This window comes from Pseudoalteromonas sp. c7(2019), from assembly GCF_011378625.1.
GTDB classification, from domain to species: domain Bacteria; phylum Pseudomonadota; class Gammaproteobacteria; order Enterobacterales; family Alteromonadaceae; genus Pseudoalteromonas; species Pseudoalteromonas arctica.
The window spans coordinates 342,072-363,413 of sequence record NZ_WTKS01000003.1 but is presented as its reverse complement, the minus strand read 5'-3'; the positions used below and the strand labels follow the sequence as shown (position 1 = coordinate 363,413).

Annotated in this window: 22 protein-coding genes, 5 tRNA genes and 1 riboswitch; of the genes, 18 read left to right on the top strand and 9 right to left on the bottom strand. The window is 41.0% G+C overall.

The window, feature by feature from the left end; translation table 11 throughout:
• Positions 1-199 precede the first annotated feature (199 nt).
• Positions 200-1,216 carry a UDP-glucose 4-epimerase GalE gene (gene galE, locus GQR38_RS05405; RefSeq protein WP_007585049.1) on the bottom strand — a complete coding sequence of 339 codons (1,017 nt, stop codon included), beginning with the start codon at positions 1,214-1,216 and terminating at the stop codon, positions 200-202.
• Between the two features lie 279 nt (positions 1,217-1,495).
• Here galE and GQR38_RS05400 point away from each other — a divergent pair, with 279 nt between their 5' ends.
• On the top strand, positions 1,496-1,987 hold the full coding sequence (locus GQR38_RS05400) for a DUF3016 domain-containing protein (RefSeq protein WP_165721155.1): 492 nt from the start codon (positions 1,496-1,498) through the stop codon (positions 1,985-1,987).
• A 47-nt stretch (positions 1,988-2,034) separates the two neighbouring features.
• Here GQR38_RS05400 and GQR38_RS05395 read toward each other — a convergent pair whose 3' ends face one another.
• Positions 2,035-2,325 carry a hypothetical protein gene (locus tag GQR38_RS05395; protein ID WP_007585044.1) on the bottom strand — a complete coding sequence of 97 codons (291 nt, stop codon included), beginning with the start codon at positions 2,323-2,325 and terminating at the stop codon, positions 2,035-2,037.
• A 71-nt stretch (positions 2,326-2,396) separates the two neighbouring features.
• Between GQR38_RS05395 and GQR38_RS05390 the strand changes: the two genes are divergently transcribed.
• Positions 2,397-2,606 (top strand): hypothetical protein, encoded by a 210-nt coding sequence (locus GQR38_RS05390; protein WP_002960797.1) that lies wholly within the window; start codon positions 2,397-2,399, stop codon positions 2,604-2,606.
• A gap of 8 nt (positions 2,607-2,614) precedes the next feature.
• Here the strand turns inward: GQR38_RS05390 and epmB are convergent, their stop codons facing one another.
• Positions 2,615-3,628: an EF-P beta-lysylation protein EpmB gene (epmB, locus tag GQR38_RS05385; RefSeq protein WP_121953725.1), complete on the bottom strand. Its 1,014-nt coding sequence runs from the start codon at positions 3,626-3,628 to the stop codon at positions 2,615-2,617.
• 41 nt (positions 3,629-3,669) lie between these two features.
• Between epmB and efp the strand changes: the two genes are divergently transcribed.
• Complete coding sequence (efp, locus tag GQR38_RS05380; RefSeq protein WP_010555265.1) at positions 3,670-4,236, top strand: elongation factor P; 567 nt, start codon at positions 3,670-3,672, stop codon at positions 4,234-4,236.
• A gap of 57 nt (positions 4,237-4,293) precedes the next feature.
• The gene (gene epmA, locus GQR38_RS05375) at positions 4,294-5,268 is read left to right on the top strand and encodes an elongation factor P--(R)-beta-lysine ligase (protein WP_165721154.1); all 975 of its coding nucleotides are present in this window, start codon (positions 4,294-4,296) and stop codon (positions 5,266-5,268) included.
• A 551-nt stretch (positions 5,269-5,819) separates the two neighbouring features.
• On the opposite strand, the gene GQR38_RS05370 is transcribed toward epmA, so the two are convergent.
• A complete protein-coding gene (locus tag GQR38_RS05370) occupies positions 5,820-7,937 on the bottom strand; it encodes a TonB-dependent receptor (protein WP_206006041.1) in 2,118 nt (705 codons plus the stop codon).
• Between the two features lie 84 nt (positions 7,938-8,021).
• On the opposite strand from GQR38_RS05370, the gene GQR38_RS05365 reads away from it, so the two are divergent.
• From GQR38_RS05365 to GQR38_RS05330, 8 genes are all read left to right on the top strand, one after another.
• Positions 8,022-8,420, top strand: a complete 399-nt coding sequence (locus tag GQR38_RS05365; protein WP_010555268.1) for an acyl-CoA thioesterase — start codon at positions 8,022-8,024, stop codon at positions 8,418-8,420.
• Between the two features lie 126 nt (positions 8,421-8,546).
• Entirely contained in the window at positions 8,547-8,945 is a 399-nt protein-coding gene (locus GQR38_RS05360; RefSeq protein WP_010555269.1) for an META domain-containing protein, read from the top strand.
• A 107-nt stretch (positions 8,946-9,052) separates the two neighbouring features.
• Positions 9,053-9,167: riboswitch (TPP riboswitch) on the top strand.
• 140 nt (positions 9,168-9,307) lie between these two features.
• Positions 9,308-11,260, top strand: a complete 1,953-nt coding sequence (gene thiC / locus GQR38_RS05355) for a phosphomethylpyrimidine synthase ThiC (protein WP_165721153.1) — start codon at positions 9,308-9,310, stop codon at positions 11,258-11,260.
• Between the two features lie 117 nt (positions 11,261-11,377).
• On the top strand, positions 11,378-12,388 hold the full coding sequence (locus GQR38_RS05350) for an FAD-dependent oxidoreductase (protein ID WP_165721152.1): 1,011 nt from the start codon (positions 11,378-11,380) through the stop codon (positions 12,386-12,388).
• A 6-nt stretch (positions 12,389-12,394) separates the two neighbouring features.
• Positions 12,395-12,589: a sulfur carrier protein ThiS gene (thiS, locus tag GQR38_RS05345; protein WP_165721151.1), complete on the top strand. Its 195-nt coding sequence runs from the start codon at positions 12,395-12,397 to the stop codon at positions 12,587-12,589.
• 5 nt (positions 12,590-12,594) lie between these two features.
• A complete protein-coding gene (locus GQR38_RS05340) occupies positions 12,595-13,386 on the top strand; it encodes a thiazole synthase (protein ID WP_165721150.1) in 792 nt (263 codons plus the stop codon).
• Between the two features lie 10 nt (positions 13,387-13,396).
• Positions 13,397-14,932 (top strand): thiamine phosphate synthase, encoded by a 1,536-nt coding sequence (gene thiE, locus GQR38_RS05335; protein WP_165721149.1) that lies wholly within the window; start codon positions 13,397-13,399, stop codon positions 14,930-14,932.
• A gap of 50 nt (positions 14,933-14,982) precedes the next feature.
• Positions 14,983-15,732: a HesA/MoeB/ThiF family protein gene (locus GQR38_RS05330; RefSeq protein ID WP_165721148.1), complete on the top strand. Its 750-nt coding sequence runs from the start codon at positions 14,983-14,985 to the stop codon at positions 15,730-15,732.
• A gap of 397 nt (positions 15,733-16,129) precedes the next feature.
• On the opposite strand, the gene asd is transcribed toward GQR38_RS05330, so the two are convergent.
• Together asd and rsgA are read right to left on the bottom strand one after the other, a co-directional pair.
• Complete coding sequence (gene asd / locus GQR38_RS05325; protein ID WP_180961371.1) at positions 16,130-16,996, bottom strand: archaetidylserine decarboxylase; 867 nt, start codon at positions 16,994-16,996, stop codon at positions 16,130-16,132.
• A 15-nt stretch (positions 16,997-17,011) separates the two neighbouring features.
• Positions 17,012-18,070: a small ribosomal subunit biogenesis GTPase RsgA gene (gene rsgA, locus GQR38_RS05320; RefSeq protein ID WP_010554253.1), complete on the bottom strand. Its 1,059-nt coding sequence runs from the start codon at positions 18,068-18,070 to the stop codon at positions 17,012-17,014.
• Positions 18,071-18,191: 121 nt separating this feature from the next.
• Here rsgA and orn point away from each other — a divergent pair, with 121 nt between their 5' ends.
• The 6 genes from orn (at position 18,192) to GQR38_RS05290 (ending at position 19,630) form a co-directional block, all read left to right on the top strand.
• Positions 18,192-18,737 carry an oligoribonuclease gene (gene orn, locus GQR38_RS05315; protein ID WP_007585019.1) on the top strand — a complete coding sequence of 182 codons (546 nt, stop codon included), beginning with the start codon at positions 18,192-18,194 and terminating at the stop codon, positions 18,735-18,737.
• 105 nt (positions 18,738-18,842) lie between these two features.
• A tRNA-Gly gene (locus GQR38_RS05310) sits at positions 18,843-18,918 on the top strand.
• Between the two features lie 96 nt (positions 18,919-19,014).
• Positions 19,015-19,090: transfer RNA gene (locus GQR38_RS05305), tRNA-Gly, on the top strand.
• A 96-nt stretch (positions 19,091-19,186) separates the two neighbouring features.
• A tRNA-Gly gene (locus tag GQR38_RS05300) sits at positions 19,187-19,262 on the top strand.
• Positions 19,263-19,358: 96 nt separating this feature from the next.
• Positions 19,359-19,434, top strand: a tRNA-Gly gene (locus GQR38_RS05295).
• A 120-nt stretch (positions 19,435-19,554) separates the two neighbouring features.
• Positions 19,555-19,630, top strand: a tRNA-Gly gene (locus tag GQR38_RS05290).
• 231 nt (positions 19,631-19,861) lie between these two features.
• Here the strand turns inward: GQR38_RS05290 and GQR38_RS05285 are convergent.
• The 3 genes from GQR38_RS05285 to GQR38_RS05275 form a co-directional block, all read right to left on the bottom strand.
• On the bottom strand, positions 19,862-20,290 hold the full coding sequence (locus GQR38_RS05285) for a secondary thiamine-phosphate synthase enzyme YjbQ (protein ID WP_165721147.1): 429 nt from the start codon (positions 20,288-20,290) through the stop codon (positions 19,862-19,864).
• Positions 20,287-20,754 carry a chemotaxis protein CheX gene (locus GQR38_RS05280; RefSeq protein ID WP_007580265.1) on the bottom strand — a complete coding sequence of 156 codons (468 nt, stop codon included), beginning with the start codon at positions 20,752-20,754 and terminating at the stop codon, positions 20,287-20,289. Before GQR38_RS05280 ends, GQR38_RS05285 begins: the two co-directional genes overlap by 4 nt.
• Before the next feature lie 75 nt (positions 20,755-20,829).
• On the bottom strand, positions 20,830-21,267 hold the full coding sequence (locus GQR38_RS05275; RefSeq protein WP_007580267.1) for a transcriptional repressor: 438 nt from the start codon (positions 21,265-21,267) through the stop codon (positions 20,830-20,832).
• Positions 21,268-21,342: the final 75 nt, after the last annotated feature.

Below are 21,342 nucleotides of genomic sequence, written 5' to 3'. Positions count from 1 at the left end.
TTTTAAGTAATTTATTCACAAAGAGGCTAAGAGGGCGCTGCGCTTTAGAGAAGCCAAAAGTAAGTAACAATCAGTTTTAAATATTAAAAGCTGCGCTCTACGCCTACAACACAGCTATAAAATTGAACTCGGTATTTAAAATACTCTGTAGGCGCGGTTTTATACCGCGCACTTATTGTAAGCGCGGAGCTTGTTTTACTTAACCCTTATAACCGTTAGGGTTATTTGACTGCCAACGCCATGTATCTTGCATCATTTCATCAATACCGCGCACTGCTTCCCAGCCAAGTTCATTAAGTGCTTTTTCTGGCGCTGCATAACACGCTGCAATATCACCAGGGCGGCGAGGTGAAACCTGATAGGGTACAGCTTGATCGCTTGCTTTAATAAATGCATTAACCATTTGTAGTACAGAGTAACCGTTACCAGTACCTAGGTTATAAACTAATGCACCCGTGCTGCTGGCAATTTTATCAAGCGCTTTTAAATGACCAATAGCTAAATCTACAACGTGTATATAGTCGCGTACACCTGTGCCATCAACTGTGTCGTAGTCATCACCAAATACAGCGAGTTGCTTTAATTTACCTACCGCTACTTGTGCGATAAACGGTAAAAGGTTGTTTGGAATACCATTAGGATCTTCACCAATTAAGCCCGACTCATGTGCACCCACTGGGTTAAAGTAACGCAAAATAGCAAACGCAAAGCGCTCATCTGATTTGGCGATATCTTGTAGCATCATCTCAACCATCAGCTTAGATGTGCCGTACGGGTTAGTAGTACCGCCTACAGGAAAGTCTTCTTTAATTGGTAAGCTTGCAGGGTCGCCGTATACTGTGGCTGACGAGCTAAATACTAATTTAAATACACCAGCATCGCGCATTGCGTCAACAAGCGTAAGCGTACCTTGTACATTGTTTTGATAGTACTCAATGGGCTTTGCAACCGACTCGCCCACTGATTTTAAGCCCGCAAAATGTATAACACTATCAACCGTGTGTTTTGCAAATACTGAATCTAAAAAGAATTTATCGAGAATATCGCCTTGGTAAAAAGTGGCCTCTTTGCCTGTAATATTCTTTACGCGCGCAAGTGATTCTTGTGATGAGTTACTTAAATTATCAATAACAACAACATCGTTACCTTGCTGTAAAAGTTCTAAAACAGTGTGCGAGCCAATATAGCCAGCGCCACCGGTTACTAAAATAGTCATGAAAGCTCCGTGGGTACCTTTTATCAATTGAGTTAATTTCACCATAAATAGAGGTGATTTACATGCTTTATCTGTAATTTCTATAGTTTAAATAACATCTTTTTTTAATAACGGTAAATTAAGTACTTTTGATTACATTTTACTCAGTACAAGTAACACTTTATACGTAAGATTAAGTTATAGTTAATAAACAAGTGCTAAAATGAGTCTAGTAATAGCTAATGCTAGGTTTACTCCAATCTACACTTTTGTGATTGGTCTACCTCTTTGGAGAAAGATATGAATTTAGTTAAAAAAATAGCAACAACAATGTGTATCGCATTACCTGCGCTTGCCCATGCTGGTGAGTCTGTTGTTAAATGGCATGACTTTAATGATTATCGTGATGTGCGAGCGTCAAACCAAACAAAGAGCTCATATCACAAAAGTGTGGCAGCAAGTTTCGAAAAGCATATGGCTAAACTAGCCGAGCAATTGCCAAAAGATTATAAATTAAACGTAGAGTTTACAGATTTAGATTTAGCAGGTGATGTGCGTTATGGCGGTGTGGACGAAATTCGTGTAGTAAAACCAATTTATTTTCCACGCATTAAGCTAAATTATTCGTTAACCGATAACGACGGTACAGTGCTAAGTAAAGATACTGATGTGGAGCTTAAAGATATGGGCTTTATGGATAAAATTAAAATGGGCCGCGACGAATCATTTTATTACGAAAAACGCTTACTAACAGAGTGGTTTGGTGAACAAATATTACCAAGTTTAGATTAACTGAAAATAAAAATGCCGCTAAATAGCGGCATTTTTATTTTTAAGCTTTACTTAAAAGTAGCTAACAACGTGAGTATTTGTTGTAACTTAATAACGGTTGTTTTCAGTTTTTCTTCTTCAAAACCATCGTTAGATAAGCTTTCAACATCAGCGGCTACGTCGAGTACGTAAGGCTTAAAACGTTTAGCTTCAAAGCTAAAGCCTGAATCGGCAGTAAATAAGGCTTTAAACTTACCGTGACCTTGCTGTTGAAGCTCGTCGAGTTTTTTGTCAGCATCAAGTGCCTGACGGTAAACAATTTTTAAGTTGGCATTGAGTTGTTCAATAATAGAATCCATGGTTTTCCTAAAGCTTTGCACTGCATTGCCGACATAATACTTGGATTACATTTAAAAGTCAGGTTTGTTATATGAATATATCAGGCACAAGTTTACCCGCTGTTTCTGGCTCAGGCCAAGGCAGTGAGCTTTACAGCGCTGCTTTATCTAAAAAGCAGCAATTAGCAGATGGCGCGGCGGCTCTTGCACTTATTGAAGGTGCTGCACAATCGTCAAGTGCGCAAACACCGGCTAAATCGGTAACAGCATCATTGGGTAACAACGTAAATATATACGTTTAAATGCTGTTTTAAATTAGCTTAAGATCGATAGGTGTTTTGCTTTTTTGACCACCGATTTCTCTTACTAATTTAGGCACTAAAAATCCAGGCAGAGCTTTTAATAGCTCTGCCATTATTTCAATTGCTTGCGCTTCATTAATATCAAAGTGGCTGGCCCCTTCAACTTTATCTAGCAAATACAAATAATACGGCAATACGTCTGCGTCAAATAACGCTTCGCTTAAATTTATTTGCGCATCGAGCGTATCGTTCACATCTTTTAAAATTACAGCTTGGTTTAGAAGCGTTACGTTTGCTTGTTTAAGCTTTTGCATGGCAGCTTTAAAATCAGCGTCTATTTCGTTGGCGTGGTTTATGTGATTAATAAAAATAATTTTTAATGGCGATTTTGCTAATCTCTCACATAACTCATCGGTAACTCGCGCCGGTATAACTACTGGCAGACGGCTATGAATTCGCATTCGTTTTATTTGTGGTAATTGCTCAAGCTCATCCAAAAACCAGCTTATTGCATCGTCTTTGGCCATCAGTGGATCGCCACCACTTAAAATCACTTCGTTTATATTGGTATCTGATTTTATATAGCTCAGTGTTTCTAGCAGACTTTTTTTATTGAGTTGGTTTTCTTGATACGGAAAATGCCTTCTAAAGCAATAACGACAATTTACAGCACAGCCGGTTTTAAACATCACTAAAACACGCGATTTGTACTTATGTAAAACGCCTGGTTGGTCGTTATCTTGCTCAAGTAGGGGATCCTTATTAAAACCCGATTTAGTCAAAAATTCTTGATGGCGTGGCATAACTTGTAGCAAAAGAGGATCGTTTGGATCGCCTTTGCGTATTTTTTTTATAAAAGGGATAGGCACGCGTACCGGAAATAAACTACGGGCTTTTAGGTCGTTTTCATGGACTTGGCTCGATAAACCGACCATTTCAAGCAAGGTTTTTGGGCAGGTAACTACATTTGCTAATTCTTTTTGCCAGTTTTTATGCAAATTTGCTTCATTTCTTTGTATCATTGGCATGTAGATTACTCGAAAAAATATAAATAGAGGAAACGATGGCGAATTATAGCACCAACGAGTTCAAGGGCGGCCTAAAAATTATGATGGACGGCGAGCCTTGCAGTATCTTAGAAAATGAAATGGTAAAACCTGGTAAAGGCCAGGCGTTTAACCGTGTTCGTATCCGTAAACTTATCTCTGGTAAGGTGCTTGAAAAAACCTTTAAATCGGGTGAATCAGTTGAAGGTGCTGATGTAATGGATACTGATTTAGCGTATCTATACACAGACGGCGAATTTTGGCATTTCATGAACAACGAAACATTTGAGCAAATTGCTGCTGACGAAAAAGCACTAGGCGATTCAGTAAAATGGTTAGTTGAAAATGATTTATGCACAATTACATTATGGAACGGCAGCCCTATTGCTGTTACACCACCTAACTTTGTTGAGCTTGAGATCACTGAAACAGATCCTGGCCTTAAAGGCGATACAGCGGGTACTGGTGGTAAACCAGCAACGCTTAGCACAGGCGCTGTGGTACGAGTTCCATTATTTGTACAAATTGGCGAAGTAATTAAAGTAGACACTCGTAACGGTGAATATGTAAGCCGTGTTAAGTAAGCTTTAACATTGTTTATAAAATCCCAGCTTACGCTGGGATTTTTTTTTGGAGAAAATATGTCAGCAGATCTTTGGGCCCCAAGCGCAAGCATTGAAACACTAAAACAACGCGCATCGATATTACGTAGCATCCGTGATTTTTTTTATGTACGTGATGTTTTAGAAGTAGAAACGCCAAGCTTAAGTGCTGCCAGTGTAACCGATGTGCACTTAGCTAGTTTTAATACCAAATTTGTAGGTCCAGGGCATGCTGGTGGGCTTCCTCTGTTTTTACAAACATCTCCAGAGTTTGCCATGAAACGCTTGTTAGCAGCAGGCTCAGGCGCTATTTTTCAGCTTTGTAAAGCATTTAGAAATGAAGAAGCGGGTAGCCATCATAATCCTGAATTTACTATGCTGGAATGGTATCGCCCAGGCTTTGATGAATTTACACTTATGGATGAAATGGATGAGTTAATGCAACTTGTTTTAGGTGTCGAGCCTGCAACTAGACTTACTTATCAGCAAGCGTTTGAACAAGCACTCGGCCTCGATCCTTTAACAGCAAGCATAGAGCAATTAAAGCAACTAGCGTGTAAGCAGGGGTTTGCTGATATAGCCCAAAATGAAACGCATAAAGATACCTTACTGCAATTATTATTTTGTATGAAAGTGGAGCCAACAATAGGACAAGAAAAACCGTGTTTTGTTTATCATTTTCCAGCTTCTCAAGCGGCACTTGCACAAATTTGTGAACATGATGCACGCGTAGCAGGGCGCTTTGAGCTTTATTACAAAAATATGGAATTGGCTAACGGCTTTAACGAACTCACAAATGCCAGTGAGCAAGCTAAACGTTTTAATGAAGATAACACATACCGCGCAGAAAATGGTTTAAAGCAAGTGCCAATGGATACGCGTTTAATTAAAGCGCTGGAGCATGGATTACCACAGTGCGCTGGTGTTGCTTTGGGGATTGATAGATTGGTAATGCTCGCAACAAATAAAGAAAAAATTAAAGACGTAATAGCGTTTGATGTACAAAGAGCCTGATGCTTGACTTGTAGGCGCGTTAAAGCGAAGCTTTAAAAAGTTGTTCGATTATATGTCGTTTATGCTTAGTTTAAAGTAATTAGAAGCAGCGCTTCTCACGTGAGCAAGCTCGACGGCTACAACACAGCCACAAAATTGAACTCGGTGCTATGAATTCTCTGTAGGCGGACAGCTTGCTGGCGCGTGAAAGCGAAGCTTTAAAAAGTTGTTTGATTATATGTCGATTATACTTAACTCTAAATAATCAGAAGCTTCGCTTCTTACGTGAGCAAGATCTACGTCTACAACACAGCCATAAAATTGAACTCGGTGTTTTAAATACCCTGTAGGCGTGCAGCTTGCTGACGCGTTAAAGCGAAGCTTTAAAAAGTTGTTCGATTATATGTCGTTTATGCTTAACTTAAAGTAATTAGAAGCTTCGCTTCTCACGTGAGCAAGCTCTACGTCTACCACAAATTTTTACTTCTTATATAAAAACACCGCGTTTAATTTAAACGCGGTGTTTTTTATTGCTTGCTGAAAGCTTTTAGTTGAAAGCCAACTATTATGCCTTACAGATTAAGCGTAAACGTAACACCTGCTACACGAGGCTCACCGAGTTGTGTATAGGTATGCGTTTGGTAACCATCTTGCGGATCGTTACCAAACTCAAAACCACGAGTAGGGACTGTTTCGTCAAACACGTTACGAGCCCATGCGCGAACTGCCCACATGTCTGCTTCGTAACCAAAGCTTAAGTTAACTAAGTTGCTGCTTGGTGCCTGTGAGTTATGACTATCTGAGAAGTAGTAGTCGTCCTTACCTTCAACACCAATCATACCGTAAAGCTCACTTGTAAAGTTATAGCGAGCAGTAAACGCATACTGGTATTTAGGTGACTGTGCTTGCTCACGACCGTCTTGGTTTAAGCCAGACTGCGTTACAAAGTCATCTATTTCAGTGTTTAAGTAACCAGCACTACCCGTTAAAAATAGATTATCAGTTAGTTGGTAACTACCTTCAACTTCTAATCCGTAGTTGCTACCAGAACTTGCGTTATCAACATAACCGGTAAATTGCTGACCTTCTACTTGCCATGCTTTTAACTGAATATCGTCGCGGTGCATGTAAAATGCAGCTAAGCGAAGCGTAAATTTGTCATCAAGCGATGAGCCTTTAACACCAAATTCGCCGCTCCATAAATATTCAGGGTCGAAACTGGTGTGTTGCTGGAAAAAATCAGCGCTTAGGTTTAAGCCTTCATCTTTTGCTTTAGCAAGCGCTTCTGAGTTAATACCGCCAGCTTTGTAGCCACGGGTAATGCTGGTGTAGATCATAGTGCGATCAATTACTTGATATTCAAGTGCTATTTTACCGCCAACCATTACATCGTCAGTATCTTCTATAAAGCCATTGCTATCGGTGTAGTCACCTTTGTATTGCTCTACACGTAAACCTGTAATTAATGTGGTTTTAGGGCCAATTGGAGTCGCTACTTGACCATATACTGCAACGTTACTCGTTTCGTAAGTTGAAGAAAACGGGCTTGCTAACCATGTGTATTGGCGCTCTAAATCAACGTCACGGTTTTGGTAATAAATACCCGCAACCCAGTTACCCGTTTTAGAATTAAACTGTAAATCTACAGACTGATCGTCGCGATCGCGGCTGTATAAATCAGTTGAGCTGTATCCATCTGGATGTAAGCCAGCAGCACATAACTTTGGCTCACTTGTATCGTTACATACCCAGTCTTCGTCAAAGCTGTAAAGTAATTCGGTATCAATAGCCGACAGGTTTAGATTTACATCAAAAGCGTCAAAACCCGTGTAAGTATTCTTGACACCTATAGCGTAGCTTTCTTGATTATCTTGGCCTGGTTCATCGGCAACACTATTGCGGCTGTTATCAAGCGTAAACGCATCGTATCCGTTATTAATATCGATATAATGCAGGTTTAGCTCAGTATTTAAATGCTTTGTAAGCTGGCTGTTTATTTTAAAGCGGGCTACTTGTTCGTCTTGATTTTGTGTTTCGTCATTTAAGTACAAGTTATCTACGTAACCGTCTGACTTTCTGCGAAAGTAGCTAACGCGTGCGCTAGTGTCATCTGTTAAGCCTGTGCTTGCTGCAATACCTGCTTCGCGGGTGTTATACGTGCCAGCACCTACTTGTAATTTTAAACTTGGATCGCTCGTGGCTTTAGCTGAACCCATTTGGATCATACCGGCCATACCGTCTGCGCCAAAGCGTGTACCTTGTGGGCCACGATAAATTTCTACTTGGTCTATATCAAATAATAATGAGCTGCCACCAAGACCAGAATAGTTAATACCATCAATGACTAAGCCTACAGATGGATTAATAGGGTCTACAAATTGTGAGCGAAGTCCCACGCCACGAATTTGGATGTAACGACCACGCGACGCACCAGATGCAAAATTTACATTGGCGGCACTGCCTAACATTTCGTCTAAGTAACTTGCACCACGTTGATTAATTTCATCTTCGCTGAATAAGCTCGCACTCGCGCTTAAAGTTTGAATGCTTTCGCGCTGAAAATCGCCGGTTACAACAATTCTTTCTAGGTCGCTATCATCAGCGTTAGCTGCAATTGGTGCACCAAGCAGCGGTAAAAGTGCGGCAGTAATTAAAGACAAACGTAAGTTCATTGGGTTACTTAACTCCATTTTAGGGACTCGTATGGTAGCAATTATTTAAACACATGTGCTATAAACGCGGCAATTATACGTTAAATAATCAGGATTACTAATATGACCTTTAAAGTTGACTTCAAAGTACGTGATTACGAATGTGACTTACAAGGTATCGTAAATAACAGTGTTTATTTTAATTATTTAGAGCATGCTCGCCATGAATTCTTGTACGCACACGGTATTGATTTTGCTCAATTAGCGAAAGATAAAATTAACCTAGTCGTGATGCGCAGCGAAATGGACTATAAACATTCACTATTACCAGGTGATGAATTTTATGTGGCTGTGGAGCCGCAGCGTATTAGTCGTTTAAAATTTGCGTTTAAGCAAACGGTTATACGTAAAAGCGATGAAAAAGTAATGCTCAATGCACTGGTTATAGGAACGTCTGTTAATGAAAAAGGTAGACCGTTTTTACCTGAGCAAATAGATAACGTATTTAAAACTACAACTTAGTACTTAATCGCATAACTTTTGAACTATCATAGAACAAAAATTTACATTTAAAACATGCATTTTTAACGGATAAAGGGCATAAATATTGTTACAATTACATTAATTAGACAATTAGTTAGTAGTAGCATGAAATTAGCAGCAATACCGATGCTTATAGTCGGTTTATGTGTTGGTTGCGCATCAACAGGGACGGTTACCAGTGAGCAGCTTAAATACACCCAATGGCAATTATCACGTGTTGATGGTTTAGCAATTCCACCTTCGTTTAATGCATCAATGAGCTTTATTGAAGCACTGCAAGTAAACGGTTTTGCTGGCTGTAACAAATTTTTTGGTGAAGGCTCGCTTGAAGAAAGTAACCTTACCGTAAGTAAATTAGGAATGACGCGCAAGTCGTGCGGCGAAGACCTTGATGAGTTTGAGCAGCAGTTATTACAAGCCTTAAAGCAAGGTGCAGAGCTTAAAATGCAAGACCAGCAATTAGTCATGCAAGGCGAGCAAACATTTGTGTTTATCCCTAAATAATTTTAAGTTTTTAAAAAACAGCCCCTTGCGGGCAGTTTTTAACTGACGTACACTCAGCGCAGATTTGATGGATAACACCTTCAAATTAACGAACAGAATTTATATATCAATACTTGTCGGAGTGCCAAAGCTAAGTAATTAGTTTTTGGCTGAGATCGCGAAAGCGGGATCCGTGAACCTGATCAGGTTAATACCTGCGTAGGGAACAAGCTGCCTAAAATGGGACGCTTGTGCGTCTTTTTTTATGCGCACAATAAAGTGATTTATTTTTTAGGCTGCAAAGTAGCATGTACGCTACTTTACGATCTTTCTCTATTCCTCGGAATATCTGACAAGACAACCCTTAAGCAATGAGGCAAGTCATGTCAAATACTACAAATAAAGCGTCACGCCGAGAAACTCGTGCTGCCGCGTCTGAATATATTTATAACTTAACGGGTCAACCGTTCCCAAACTCTCATAAAGTATACGTTGAAGGTACTCAACCTGGTGTGCGTGTTGGTATGCGTGAAATCACATTAAGTGATACGTTTATTGGTGGCACAGATGAAAACCCTGTTTATGAGTCAAACGATCCGCTACGTGTTTACGATACGTCGGGTCCGTATACCGATCCTAATTTTGAACTAGATGTACGCAAAGGCTTACCAAAATTTCGTGAACAATGGATTGAAAGCCGTGGTGACACCGAGGTTTTAGAATCAGTGACGTCGCAGTTTTCGCAGCAACGTATGGCAGATGAAGGGCTGGATCATATTCGCTTTGATCACCTTCCAAAAATTCGCCGTGGTGTCGCTGGTAAAAACGTAACGCAAATGCACTACGCACGCCAAGGGATTATTACTCCTGAAATGGAGTACGTAGCTGTTCGTGAAAATATGGGGCGTGCAGAAATTCGTAAAGAATTACTTGCCGCGCAGCATAAAGGCGAGTCGTTTGGCGCGAGTATTCCTGAATTTATTACCCCAGAATTTGTACGCGACGAAATAGCCCGTGGTCGCGCTATTTTACCAAATAATATAAACCATCCAGAAACAGAACCTATGATTGTAGGCCGTAACTTTTTAGTAAAAGTTAACGCCAACATTGGTAACTCATCAGTAAGCTCATCTATTGAAGAAGAAGTAGAAAAAATGGTGTGGTCTACCCGCTGGGGCGCAGACACCGTGATGGACTTATCAACGGGACGTTACATTCACGAAACGCGTGAATGGGTTGTACGTAACTCGCCTGTACCTATTGGCACAGTGCCGATTTATCAAGCGCTTGAAAAAGTAAACGGTGCGGCTGAGGATTTAACGTGGGAGATTTTCCGCGATACGCTCATAGAGCAAGCCGAGCAGGGCGTTGATTACTTTACTATTCATGCGGGTGTACTGCTTCGTTACGTACCAATGACCGCTAAACGTGTAACCGGTATTGTGTCGCGCGGTGGCTCAATTATGGCTAAATGGTGTTTAGCGCATCATAAAGAAAACTTTTTATACACACACTTTGAAGACATTTGCGAAATTTTAAAACAATACGATGTGTGTTTTTCACTCGGTGATGGACTTCGCCCAGGCTCTATTGCTGATGCCAACGATGAAGCACAGTTTAGTGAGCTGCGCACATTAGGTGAACTGACTAAAATTGCGTGGAAACACGATGTACAGGTATTTATTGAAGGTCCTGGACATGTGCCAATGCACATGATTAAAGCCAATATGGATGAGCAATTAAAGCACTGCGACGAAGCGCCATTTTATACTTTAGGCCCGTTAACGACCGATATTGCACCAGGGTATGACCATATTACTTCTGGTATTGGTGCCGCTCAAATAGCATGGTACGGCTGTGCAATGCTTTGCTATGTAACACCTAAAGAGCATTTAGGTCTGCCAAATAAAGAAGATGTTAAAGAAGGCTTAATTACCTACAAAATTGCAGCGCATGCCGCCGATTTAGCAAAAGGTCACCCGGGCGCGCAAGAGCGCGATAACGCCTTATCAAAAGCACGCTTTGAGTTTAGATGGCATGACCAATTTAATATTGGTTTAGATCCAGACCGAGCTCGCGAGTATCACGACGAAACCCTTCCACAAGAATCAGGCAAAGTGGCTCACTTTTGCTCTATGTGTGGTCCTAAATTTTGCTCTATGAAAATTAGCCAAGAAGTACGCGATTACGCTAAAGATTTAGAAACACGCGGTATTGATCCTAATAACGCAGGCGACGCTATTGAAATAAAAATGGTTGATGTAGAAGCCGAAATGAAAGCTAAGTCAGCTGAGTTTAAGCAAACAGGCTCAGAGATTTACCATAAAGCGGTATAAAGTAATTATCGCTAAAAGTTAGATGCAGACGTAGGTGAGGTGTTATACCTCGCTTCTTTAAAAGTTGAAGAAGTGCGAGTGAATTCGCACCTACTAATAACTGCTTTGGAGGTTTGTATGGTTTATAGCATTGCGGTGGTTGGGTTTGGTTTAGCGGGCAGGTTAGCTGCGCTTACGCTGAGCAAACAGCACCATGTCACTGTTTTTGAAGCAGACGATGAACGTACACAAAATAGCGCAGGTAAAGTGGCAGCAGCAATGCTTGCCCCGCTTGCAGAGTCGGTATTGTGCGAGGCTGATTTAGCTTTAATGGGTCTTGATTCAATGAAGCGCTGGCCCAGCATTATTGCAGAACTTGAAAGTGAGGTTTTTTTTCAGCAGCAAGGCACTTTGGTCATTGCGCATCAGCAGGACAAAGGCGATTTACAAAGCTTTGCACAGCGTATAAAACCGCTAGCTGATCACACTGCCGAGCATATAAATGCTCAACAAATTACAATGCTTGAACCTGAACTTGCAGGGCGCTTTAATCAAGGCTTATTTTTACCCTGCGAGGGGCAAATTGATAACCAAGCATTTTATAAAGCCAGCTTTGCACAGCTCAACAAACGCAAAGTAAAATTTGTATTTAATCAGCGCGTAACCATTAGCGACAATAAAATAAATAATCGACCATTCGATTATATTATTGATTGCCGTGGGCTTGGCGCTAAAAATACCCAAGATGATAAACCGCTCAGGGGTGTGCGCGGCGAAGTAGCAAGGTTATACGCACCAGAGGTAAGTTTAATCAGGCCAGTGCGTTTAATGCACCCGCGTTATCCAATTTATATAGCGCCTAAACCTAACAGTGAATATGTAATTGGTGCGACTGAAATTGAGTCACAAGACAATGGCGCCGCAACAGTGCGCTCAACTCTTGAGTTACTTTCAGCGGCTTATACCGTACACAGCGGGTTTGCCGAAGCACGACTACTTAATATTCAAACCGGATTACGTCCTGCATTTAGCGATAACCGCCCAGAAGTATCACAAGTTGGTAATGTAATTAGTATTAACGGCTTGTATCGACATGGTTATATGTTGGCGCCGGCATTAGTGGCGCAAGCAGTTTCACGAATAGAGTGAGAAAAAATGAACATTACAATTAATGGTGAGCCACTTAATGTTAATAGCAAAGCACTCGTTGAGGTACTTCAAAGTTTTGGTGCAGTCGCGCCTTTTGCTGTGGCTGTTAATGGCGAATTTATTCCACAAAGTCGGCACAGTAACTATGTACTTAATGAAGGCGACAGTGTTGAGTTGCTGTCACCCATTCAAGGCGGATAAAGCTCATGCAAACTAAAGACTGTTTAACTATTTATGGAGAGCAAATAAAGAGTCGTTTATTAATAGGCTCTGCGCTTTATCCGTCGCCCGATATTATGACCCAATCAATAGTCGCCTCTGGGGCTGAAATTGTAACCGTATCGCTTAGGCGCCAACAAAGTGCAGCAGCGGGTGATGATTTTTGGCAGTTAATAAAAAATACCGGTTTGAAAATACTCCCTAATACCGCAGGGTGCCACAGTGTTAAAGAAGCGATAACGCTTGCAAAAATGTGCCGAGAGGTATTTTCTACCGATTGGATAAAGTTAGAACTGATTGGCGATGATTACAATTTACAACCAGACCCTTTTGCGTTACTTGAAGCCACAAAAATATTGATTGATGATGGCTTTAAAGTATTGCCTTATTGCACCGATGACTTAGTACTTTGCCAGCGTTTAAATGAGCTAGGGTGTGAGGTGCTTATGCCATGGGGGGCACCAATAGGCACCGGTAAGGGATTGTTAAATAGCTATAATTTAAAAACTATTCGAGAGCGCTTACCCGATACCACATTAATAGTAGATGCAGGTTTAGGTTTGCCATCGCATGCCTGCCAAGCACTCGAAATGGGGTATGATGCGGTATTATTAAATTCAGCCATTGCAGGGGCGGGTTGCCCAATTACTATGAGCCGCGCATTTAAAGCCGCAGTTGAAGCGGGGCGCTTTGCATTCAAAGCAAAAGCGATGCCGGAAAAAGACGTAGCAGCCCCATCAACCCCTACAATGGGGATGCCATTTTGGCATCAGCAGTAAGGAAAAAAATATGAATAACGTAGTATGGACAATTGCCGGCTCTGACTCTGGCGGCGGTGCCGGTATTCAAGCTGATATAAAAGCAATGCAAAGTTTTGGCGTGCATGGCTGCACGGCAATTACGGCGCTTACTGCACAAAATAGTTTAGGTGTGGAGGCTATTAATGCAGTGTCGACTGATATTATTGAGTCGCAGTTACTTGCACTTGAAAAAGACATGAAAGCCAAAGTGATTAAAATTGGTATGTTAGCCAACGTGCAGCAAATTCAGTTGATCAGCGAACATATAAGTCACTATAAAGCTAAGTGGCCAGTGCCTCCCGTTATTATATATGACCCTGTTGCGATTGCCTCAAGCGGTGACTTACTAACAGAAGAAGATACGGTAAGCGCAATTAAAGAATGTTTACTGCCGCTGGTGGATGTAATAACCCCAAACACCCACGAAACACAGTTATTAACCGGTGTGTATTTAATTGGCCCTGCGGCAATAAAAGAAGCGGCTAATAAGCTATTAAGCTGGGGTGCAAAAGCCGTTGTTATTAAAGGCGGGCATTGGGATTACCCAAGCGGCTATTGTATTGATTATTGTGTAAATAATTTTACGCAAGATGGTGAAGAGTATTGGCTTGGTAATCAAAAAATACAAACACCGCATAACCACGGCACCGGATGTAGCATGGCTTCGGTAATTGCTGCGTGTTTAGCTAAAGATTACCCATTAAAAGATGCCTTCATTTTAGCTAAAGCATATATAAATCAAGGGCTAAAACAGTCGATACGCTACGGCGAAGGAATTGGACCGGTTGCTCAGACTTCATTTCCCACTAATTTAGCAGATTACCCACAAGTGATTGAGCCAGGTAGCTGGCTTGGTGATGAACTAGATTTTGATGTGCCGCTTGATTTTAATATGGCTGCTGACTTTGCACCTTGTGAAAGTAAATCGCTTGGCTTATATGCGGTTGTAGATAGTACCGATTGGCTAGAAAAATGCTTACAACAAGGCATTAAAACAGCGCAGTTACGTGTTAAAAATAAAACGCAAGACGAGCTGGATGAGCTCATTAAGCAAGCTGTTGAGCTGGGCAAGCAATACAATGCGCAGGTATTTATAAACGATTACTGGCAGCTAGCTATTAAACATGGTGCGTATGGTGTGCATTTAGGGCAAGAGGATTTAGACATTGCTAATTTAGCGGCAATTAAAGACGCTGGATTAAGGCTTGGGCTTTCTACTCATGGTTTTTATGAAATGCTACGTGCGCATAATTATCGCCCTAGTTACATGGCATTTGGCGCTATTTACCCAACCACAACAAAAGATATGACAGGTCAAATACAAGGCCTTGAAAAGCTGATTAAGTTTGTACCACTTATGCAAAGCTACCCAACAGTAGCAATAGGCGGAATTGATTTAAGCCGTGCTGAGCAGGTAGCTAAAACAGGCGTAGGCAGTGTTGCCGTAGTGCGTGCTATAACCGAGGCTGATAATTACGTAGAGGCTATAAGCGCTCTGAAAGTGGCCATAAGCAGTGCACATTAATACTAACAAGGGTAATACTAACAAGGCTAATCTTAATATGGTCAGTGAAAGTGAATGAGCTAAGCGATAAAGAAACCCTACGATACAGCCGCCATTTATTGCTTGAAGAAGTGGGGCTTGAAGGGCAATTAACGCTTAAAACTTCAACGGTTGCGGTTGTTGGGGCAGGCGGGTTAGGTAGCCCAGTACTTTTGTATTTAGCTGCGGCGGGTATTGGAACGCTTATTTTAATTGACGATGATGAGGTAGAACTTTCAAATTTACAGCGCCAAGTGCTTTATAAAATAAACCACTTGGGGCAAAACAAGGTCGCCGCAGCGGGTAAAGTATTAGCGAGCCTGAATAATCAAATAGAAATAGTAACGCATTGCCAAAAGTTAGATGAGAGTAATGCAGCCTACATGCTAAAAGGGGCTGACATAGTACTTGATTGCTCTGATAACTTTAGTACTCGCTATAGTGTTAATCGTTATTGTATTGCTAATAAAACACCGTTAATTTCTGGTGCTGCATTGGCAGCTAAAGGGCAGTTAATGGGCTTTGATTTTAGGCAAAGTGATAGCCCGTGTTATGGCTGTGTTTTTCCACAAAGCGAAGCTACACCCGTTATAAATTGCAGTAACGCAGGGGTTATCAGCCCGCTACTGGGTGTGATTGGTTCTATGCAGGCGCAACTTACGCTCAATTTATTGCTGGGGCATGCAGAGGGGTGTGTGTTTATAACCTTTGATGCGCTTACTTTAAAACAACAACACTTTAAAGTGATTAAAGATTCAGAGTGTAAAGAGTGTGGTAAATAGTTTTTGAGGGGCTTGTGCCTGTTATTAAATGTAGCGCTAAAAAATTAAAAGCTGCGCTTTTCGCGTGAGCAAGCTTCACGCCTACAACATATCAAACTTCTGCACCAAGCTTGTTGATGCACAGCTTTCTGGCGTGACGAGCAAAGCTCGTAATTTCTATGCCAGATATCTTCTCATTTACTCCTCTTTTACTTCTTTTTGTGCAATAAGATCTTAAGTGATTTATTCACAAAGAGGTTAAGAGGGCGCTTCGCTTTAGAGAAGCCAATAAGTAAGTAAAGTATTAGTTATAAATATTAAAAGCGGCCCTTTTCGCGTAAGCAGGCTTTACGCCTACAAAAATAAAAAACCGCGTTTAAATAAACGCGGTTTTTTAATTTCAAATTAACGATTGATTTTAGTCGTTAATTTTTGCAAACGCAGTACCTAAGCGAGTAACCACTTCAGGTAGTTGATCTTCCAATATTTCAGCTTTATCAGCACCCCATGCTAGTACCACAGTAGAGCCTAATTTAAAGCGACCCATCTCTTCACCCTTTTTAAGCGTGATAGCGTTATCGCCAGTGGTTGGATATTTCCAACTAAATACATCGCTACCTGCTGGTGGCGTGACAGTACCTGCCCAAATAGTTTCTATGCTGGCTACAATTGTTGCACCAACAAGTACCATAGCAAGCGGACCAATCTCAGTTTCAAAAATTGCGACTACCCGTTCGTTACGTGCAAACAAGTTAGGCACGTTTTGAGCTGTAAGTGGGTTTACTGAAAATAAATCACCTGGCACGTAAATCATTTTGCTTAGTGTGCCATCAACTGGCATATGAATACGGTGGTAATCTTTAGGTGCTAAATAAATCGTTGCAAACTTACCGCCTAAAAATGGTGTTGTATCATCTTGTGAGCCGCCTAGTAGCGCTTGTAAGCTGTAATCGTGGCCTTTAGCTTGTATTAGCTGTCCGTCAACAATATCGCCTAGCTGGCTGATTGCGCCATCCACTGGATGAATGATGATATTGCTACCATCTACCATTGGGCGCATGCCGTCTTTTAAAGGGCGAGTAAAAAATTCATTAAAGCTTTTATAATGAGCCGGATCTGGGTATTGGGCTTCGCTCATATCTACTTTATATTGCTTAATAAATAGTTTAATTAAAGTAGTTGTTAAAGCACCCGCTTTTGCAGCAGCTAATTTTCCGACTACGCGTGAAATAAAATGTTTTGGCATTGCGTACTGCATTGCGATTTTAAATTTGTCTAAACTCACAGTATTTTTCCTAAATTATACGCGAGGCGCACGGGCGCCTGCACGGCCATCGGCCATTGTTTCTAAAATTCGGTGGTAGCTGTCAAAGCGCAATTGAGAAATTCTTCCATCGGCTACTGCTTCTTTAACGATGCAACCCGGGTCGTTTAAATGTTTACAGTCTCTAAAGCGGCATCCGCCTATAAATTCTCTAAACTCTTTAAAGCACCACGTTACACGCTCAACATCTAAATGCCATAAACCAAACTCACGAATACCTGGCGAGTCGATTAGGTTACCGCCACTTGGCAAATGGTGAAGGCGTGAAACAGTTGTTGTGTGCTGGCCTAAGCCGCTGTTTTCAGATACTTCTTTAGTTAATATTTCAGCGTTAGGCAATACAGTATTAACGAGGGTTGATTTACCCACACCACTTTGGCCAACAAAAATATTATTTTTATCAACAAGTACTTCTTTTAATTTATCGATACCATCGCCTGATATATTACTAACAAGGAGTACTTGGTAATCAAGTTTACGATAGATATCGAGAACTTTTTGTATTTCGTTAAGGCCTGCTTCGTCAATTAAATCGGTTTTATTGAGCACTAAAATTGGCTCAATGCCCATATCTTCACAGGCTATTAAATAACGGTCGATAATACTAGGGGTAAACTCGGGTAATACCGCCGATACCATGAGTATTTGGTCAATGTTGGCTGCAATAACTTTAACACCGTCGTAAAAGTCAGGGCGGGTAAGTTGCGAGCGACGCTCTTGCGTGGCTTCAATTACACCGGCTAAATCACCCTCACTTACTTTGGCACGGCGAAATAATACTTCATCACCACATACTAAATTAGACACAGTACGGCGTATATTACAGCGAAGTACATCGCCATTTTCAGTTTCGACATCGGCGTGTTGGCCAAAACGACTGATCACAATTGCGCTCTCGACCTGACCTAAGTTATCGGTTTGCCATTCTTGCGCCCCTTTTTTAGCCGGTCTTGAGTCTGCGCTATTAATGCGCTTTTGGTGATTGGCCTTGATCTGACGCGATTGGCCTTTACTTAATTTTTTTTGTTTTGCCACTGGAGGCCTATAACCTTAGTTAAATGTCGCTTTTCCTAAAAAAAGCTTTAGCTCGACGGTTGATGCTAATATGATATATCGAAATGCGTTGGATCTAAAGGAAAGCACCGCTTAGGTAATTATGACTATTAATAAATCAAATTTAATTTGGCTCGATCTTGAAATGACCGGACTCGAACCAGAGACCGATAAAATACTCGAAATTGCGACGGTTGTCACTGACGCAGACCTGAATATATTAGCCGAAGGGCCAACTATAGCTATTCATCAAAGTGATGAATTACTAAATGGCATGGACGAGTGGTGTACTACTCAGCATGGTAAGTCGGGTTTAACAGCACGCTGCAAAGCAAGTACCTTTGATGAAGCCTATGCTGTAGAGCAAACTTTAGCGTTTTTAAAGCAGTGGGTACCAGCAGGCACTTCGCCAATGTGTGGTAATTCAATTGGTCAAGACCGCCGCTTTATGAATAAATATATGCGCGAGCTTGAAGACTTCTTTCATTACAGAAATCTTGATGTGAGTACTATTAAAGAATTAGCACGTCGCTGGAAACCAGAAGTGCTTGCAAAAGTGAACAAAAAAGGCTCACACCTTGCTTTGGATGACATTAAAGATTCGATTATGGAATTAAAAGTCTATAGAGAAAATTTCTTTAATTTGTAAAAAACACTTGCAAACAGACTGTATTATTGTAGAATCCTGCCCCGCTCAAGACGATAACCCACGCGGGGTTAGTGTGTTTGAGTGATTGAATTACCATCAATAAATGCGGTACTAGCTCAGTTGGTAGAGCGCGACCTTGCCAAGGTCGAGGTCACGAGTTCGAGCCTCGTGTACCGCTCCAATTTCTAACCAAAAGAAATTGAAGTGAATAAAAGCTAGCTCAGTTGCTAGGATGTTGAACGCAATTTATTGCGCATCAATAAAATAACTGAAAAATGCGGTACTAGCTCAGTTGGTAGAGCGCGACCTTGCCAAGGTCGAGGTCACGAGTTCGAGCCTCGTGTACCGCTCCAATTTCTAACCAAAAGAAATTGAAGTGAATAAAAGCTAGCTCAGTTGCTAGGATGTTGAACGCAATTTATTGCGCATCAATAAAATAACTGAAAAATGCGGTACTAGCTCAGTTGGTAGAGCGCGACCTTGCCAAGGTCGAGGTCACGAGTTCGAGCCTCGTGTACCGCTCCAATTTCTAACCAAAAGAAATTGAAGTGAATAAAAGCTAGCTCAGTTGCTAGGATGTTGAACGCAATTTATTGCGCATCAATAAAATAACTGAAAAATGCGGTACTAGCTCAGTTGGTAGAGCGCGACCTTGCCAAGGTCGAGGTCACGAGTTCGAGCCTCGTGTACCGCTCCAATTTCTAACCAAAAGAAATTGTAGTGATAGTAAATTTAGTTATACGGTACTAGCTCAGTTGCTAGAATGTTGAACGCGACCTGTCGCGCTTAAGCGTAAAATAACTAAAGAAATAAAAATGCGGTACTAGCTCAGTTGGTAGAGCGCGACCTTGCCAAGGTCGAGGTCACGAGTTCGAGCCTCGTGTACCGCTCCAATCTTTTTATATCCTTTCAAAATTTTCTATATTAAAAATCATAAATAAAATTATAATTTAAAATCTCTCTTATCTACTTTATTCTATGTGCAATATTCAGCATTGAAGTTTTGGTTGTTAGAAGCTATCGCTTCGCGCGAGCTCAGCGCCACAAGAAAGGTGTCGTACTTTGAAGTTATGAGGTATGAGTGAGGTACAGAAGAGCTAATACTTTGAAACCTGAAGCTTTTGTTAAAATAGCTCCCCCTGAATAGTTGCTATAATACGTCTAGCTCCGCCTGAGTTACGATGTTCACCTAAATAAATGCCTTGCCATGTACCTAACGCTAAATAACCATTTGAAATAGGAATACTTAGCTCGCAGCCTAACGTACTGGTTTTAATATGCGCGGGCATGTCGTCATCACCTTCATAATCGTGGCGGTAGTAAGGTTGACGCTCAGGAACGAATTTATTGAAATGGCTTTCCATGTCCATACGAACAGTGGGATCTGCATTTTCGTTTATTGTAAGGCTCGCTGAGGTATGCTGAATAAATAAATGTAACAAGCCTATTTTGTAACTCGCCAGTTCAGGAAGTTGAGATAATATTTCGCCATCAATTATATGAAAACCTCGCAGGCGAGGTTTTAATGTAATTTGCTTTTGCTGCCAACTCATAGTTTATCGAAGCTAACTTCAATGTTTGCATTACCTGCGTCACAGCTAAATGGCATGATGATCTTTTTACCTTGGCTTTTATGAGTAATTGTATGACCTTTACCCGATACCACAATAGGCGTTGCCATATCAAAGTCGAAGCCTTTCTCGCCAAGTAAATTTTTAGCACCACCAGTTACCATGTTGGTTATTTCGCCAACCATATCGGTAACTTCTTCATCTATGGTATCAGGGCGTTCGCCAAGCATACGCTCCATGATGGTTAATGCTAATCCTTCATCAAATGTAATTGAAAATGAGCCTCGCGTTTGCGGGCCAACCATACCAATCAAACCTGATACATCACCACAGGCTATCTCATCAGTTTTAATGCGAGGTTTACCCGGCTTCAATTGAGTTTGAGCCATAGTGCTTAAAACATTAATTAAAGAAGATAAAAAAGGATTGATGAATTCTACATTCATAGTGGCTACTCTTAAATTTGTTCTGTGAAATGACTATATAGTTTGAGTATAGTCACTAAGGATAACTTTGAAGGATTATGATGCTCTGCAAGATTCACATTTACCATGTGCTTCTATTGTTTGCCCTGATACGACAAAGCCACCTTCGGCAGCTAGATTATTAAGCTCATGCGAAATTACACTCGAGTGTAATTCTTTAACAAAGCCACATGTATCGCAAATTAATAATTGTACCGGGTGAATATGATCAAAATGATGGCACAGCATAAATGCATTTGTGCTTTCAATTTTATGAATAAAACCTAGTTCAGCTAAAAAGTCTAATGCACGATAAATAGTTGCAGGTTTAGCACCTGTTTCAGTTACTTTTAATTGCTCAAGCAAATCGTATGCACCAACACCACCTTGTGCACTGGCTAATAGACGAAATACCTTCTCGCGGATAGGCGTAAAACGCGCACCACGGTTGTCACAAACTTGTTTTGCTTTACTTACGAGTGATTCTATATTCATCATTACTCTTATCCTTATGCTACCGTGATATACTAACATACTGTGTTGTAGTTGCAGCGTTTTTATTAAGCGCTT

Excerpts from the sequence above, each read along its gene's own strand:
- GQR38_RS05280 (WP_007580265.1), bottom strand. The coding sequence starts at position 20,754 with ATGAATGTAGAATTCATCAATCCTTTTTTATCTTCTTTAATTAATGTT.
- GQR38_RS05395 (WP_007585044.1), bottom strand. The coding sequence starts at position 2,325 with ATGGATTCTATTATTGAACAACTCAATGCCAACTTAAAAATTGTTTAC.
- GQR38_RS05275 (WP_007580267.1), bottom strand. The coding sequence starts at position 21,267 with ATGAATATAGAATCACTCGTAAGTAAAGCAAAACAAGTTTGTGACAAC.
- GQR38_RS05390 (WP_002960797.1), top strand. The coding sequence starts at position 2,397 with ATGAATATATCAGGCACAAGTTTACCCGCTGTTTCTGGCTCAGGCCAA.
- thiC (WP_165721153.1), top strand. The coding sequence starts at position 9,308 with ATGTCAAATACTACAAATAAAGCGTCACGCCGAGAAACTCGTGCTGCC.
- GQR38_RS05340 (WP_165721150.1), top strand. The coding sequence starts at position 12,595 with ATGCAAACTAAAGACTGTTTAACTATTTATGGAGAGCAAATAAAGAGT.
- thiE (WP_165721149.1), top strand. The coding sequence starts at position 13,397 with ATGAATAACGTAGTATGGACAATTGCCGGCTCTGACTCTGGCGGCGGT.
- GQR38_RS05365 (WP_010555268.1), top strand. The coding sequence starts at position 8,022 with ATGACCTTTAAAGTTGACTTCAAAGTACGTGATTACGAATGTGACTTA.
- galE (WP_007585049.1), bottom strand. The coding sequence starts at position 1,216 with ATGACTATTTTAGTAACCGGTGGCGCTGGCTATATTGGCTCGCACACT.
- epmB (WP_121953725.1), bottom strand. The coding sequence starts at position 3,628 with ATGATACAAAGAAATGAAGCAAATTTGCATAAAAACTGGCAAAAAGAA.
- orn (WP_007585019.1), top strand. The coding sequence starts at position 18,192 with ATGACTATTAATAAATCAAATTTAATTTGGCTCGATCTTGAAATGACC.
- thiS (WP_165721151.1), top strand. The coding sequence starts at position 12,395 with ATGAACATTACAATTAATGGTGAGCCACTTAATGTTAATAGCAAAGCA.
- GQR38_RS05400 (WP_165721155.1), top strand. The coding sequence starts at position 1,496 with ATGAATTTAGTTAAAAAAATAGCAACAACAATGTGTATCGCATTACCT.
- GQR38_RS05285 (WP_165721147.1), bottom strand. The coding sequence starts at position 20,290 with ATGAGTTGGCAGCAAAAGCAAATTACATTAAAACCTCGCCTGCGAGGT.
- efp (WP_010555265.1), top strand. The coding sequence starts at position 3,670 with ATGGCGAATTATAGCACCAACGAGTTCAAGGGCGGCCTAAAAATTATG.
- GQR38_RS05360 (WP_010555269.1), top strand. The coding sequence starts at position 8,547 with ATGAAATTAGCAGCAATACCGATGCTTATAGTCGGTTTATGTGTTGGT.
- epmA (WP_165721154.1), top strand. The coding sequence starts at position 4,294 with ATGTCAGCAGATCTTTGGGCCCCAAGCGCAAGCATTGAAACACTAAAA.
- GQR38_RS05370 (WP_206006041.1), bottom strand. The coding sequence starts at position 7,937 with ATGGAGTTAAGTAACCCAATGAACTTACGTTTGTCTTTAATTACTGCC.
- GQR38_RS05350 (WP_165721152.1), top strand. The coding sequence starts at position 11,378 with ATGGTTTATAGCATTGCGGTGGTTGGGTTTGGTTTAGCGGGCAGGTTA.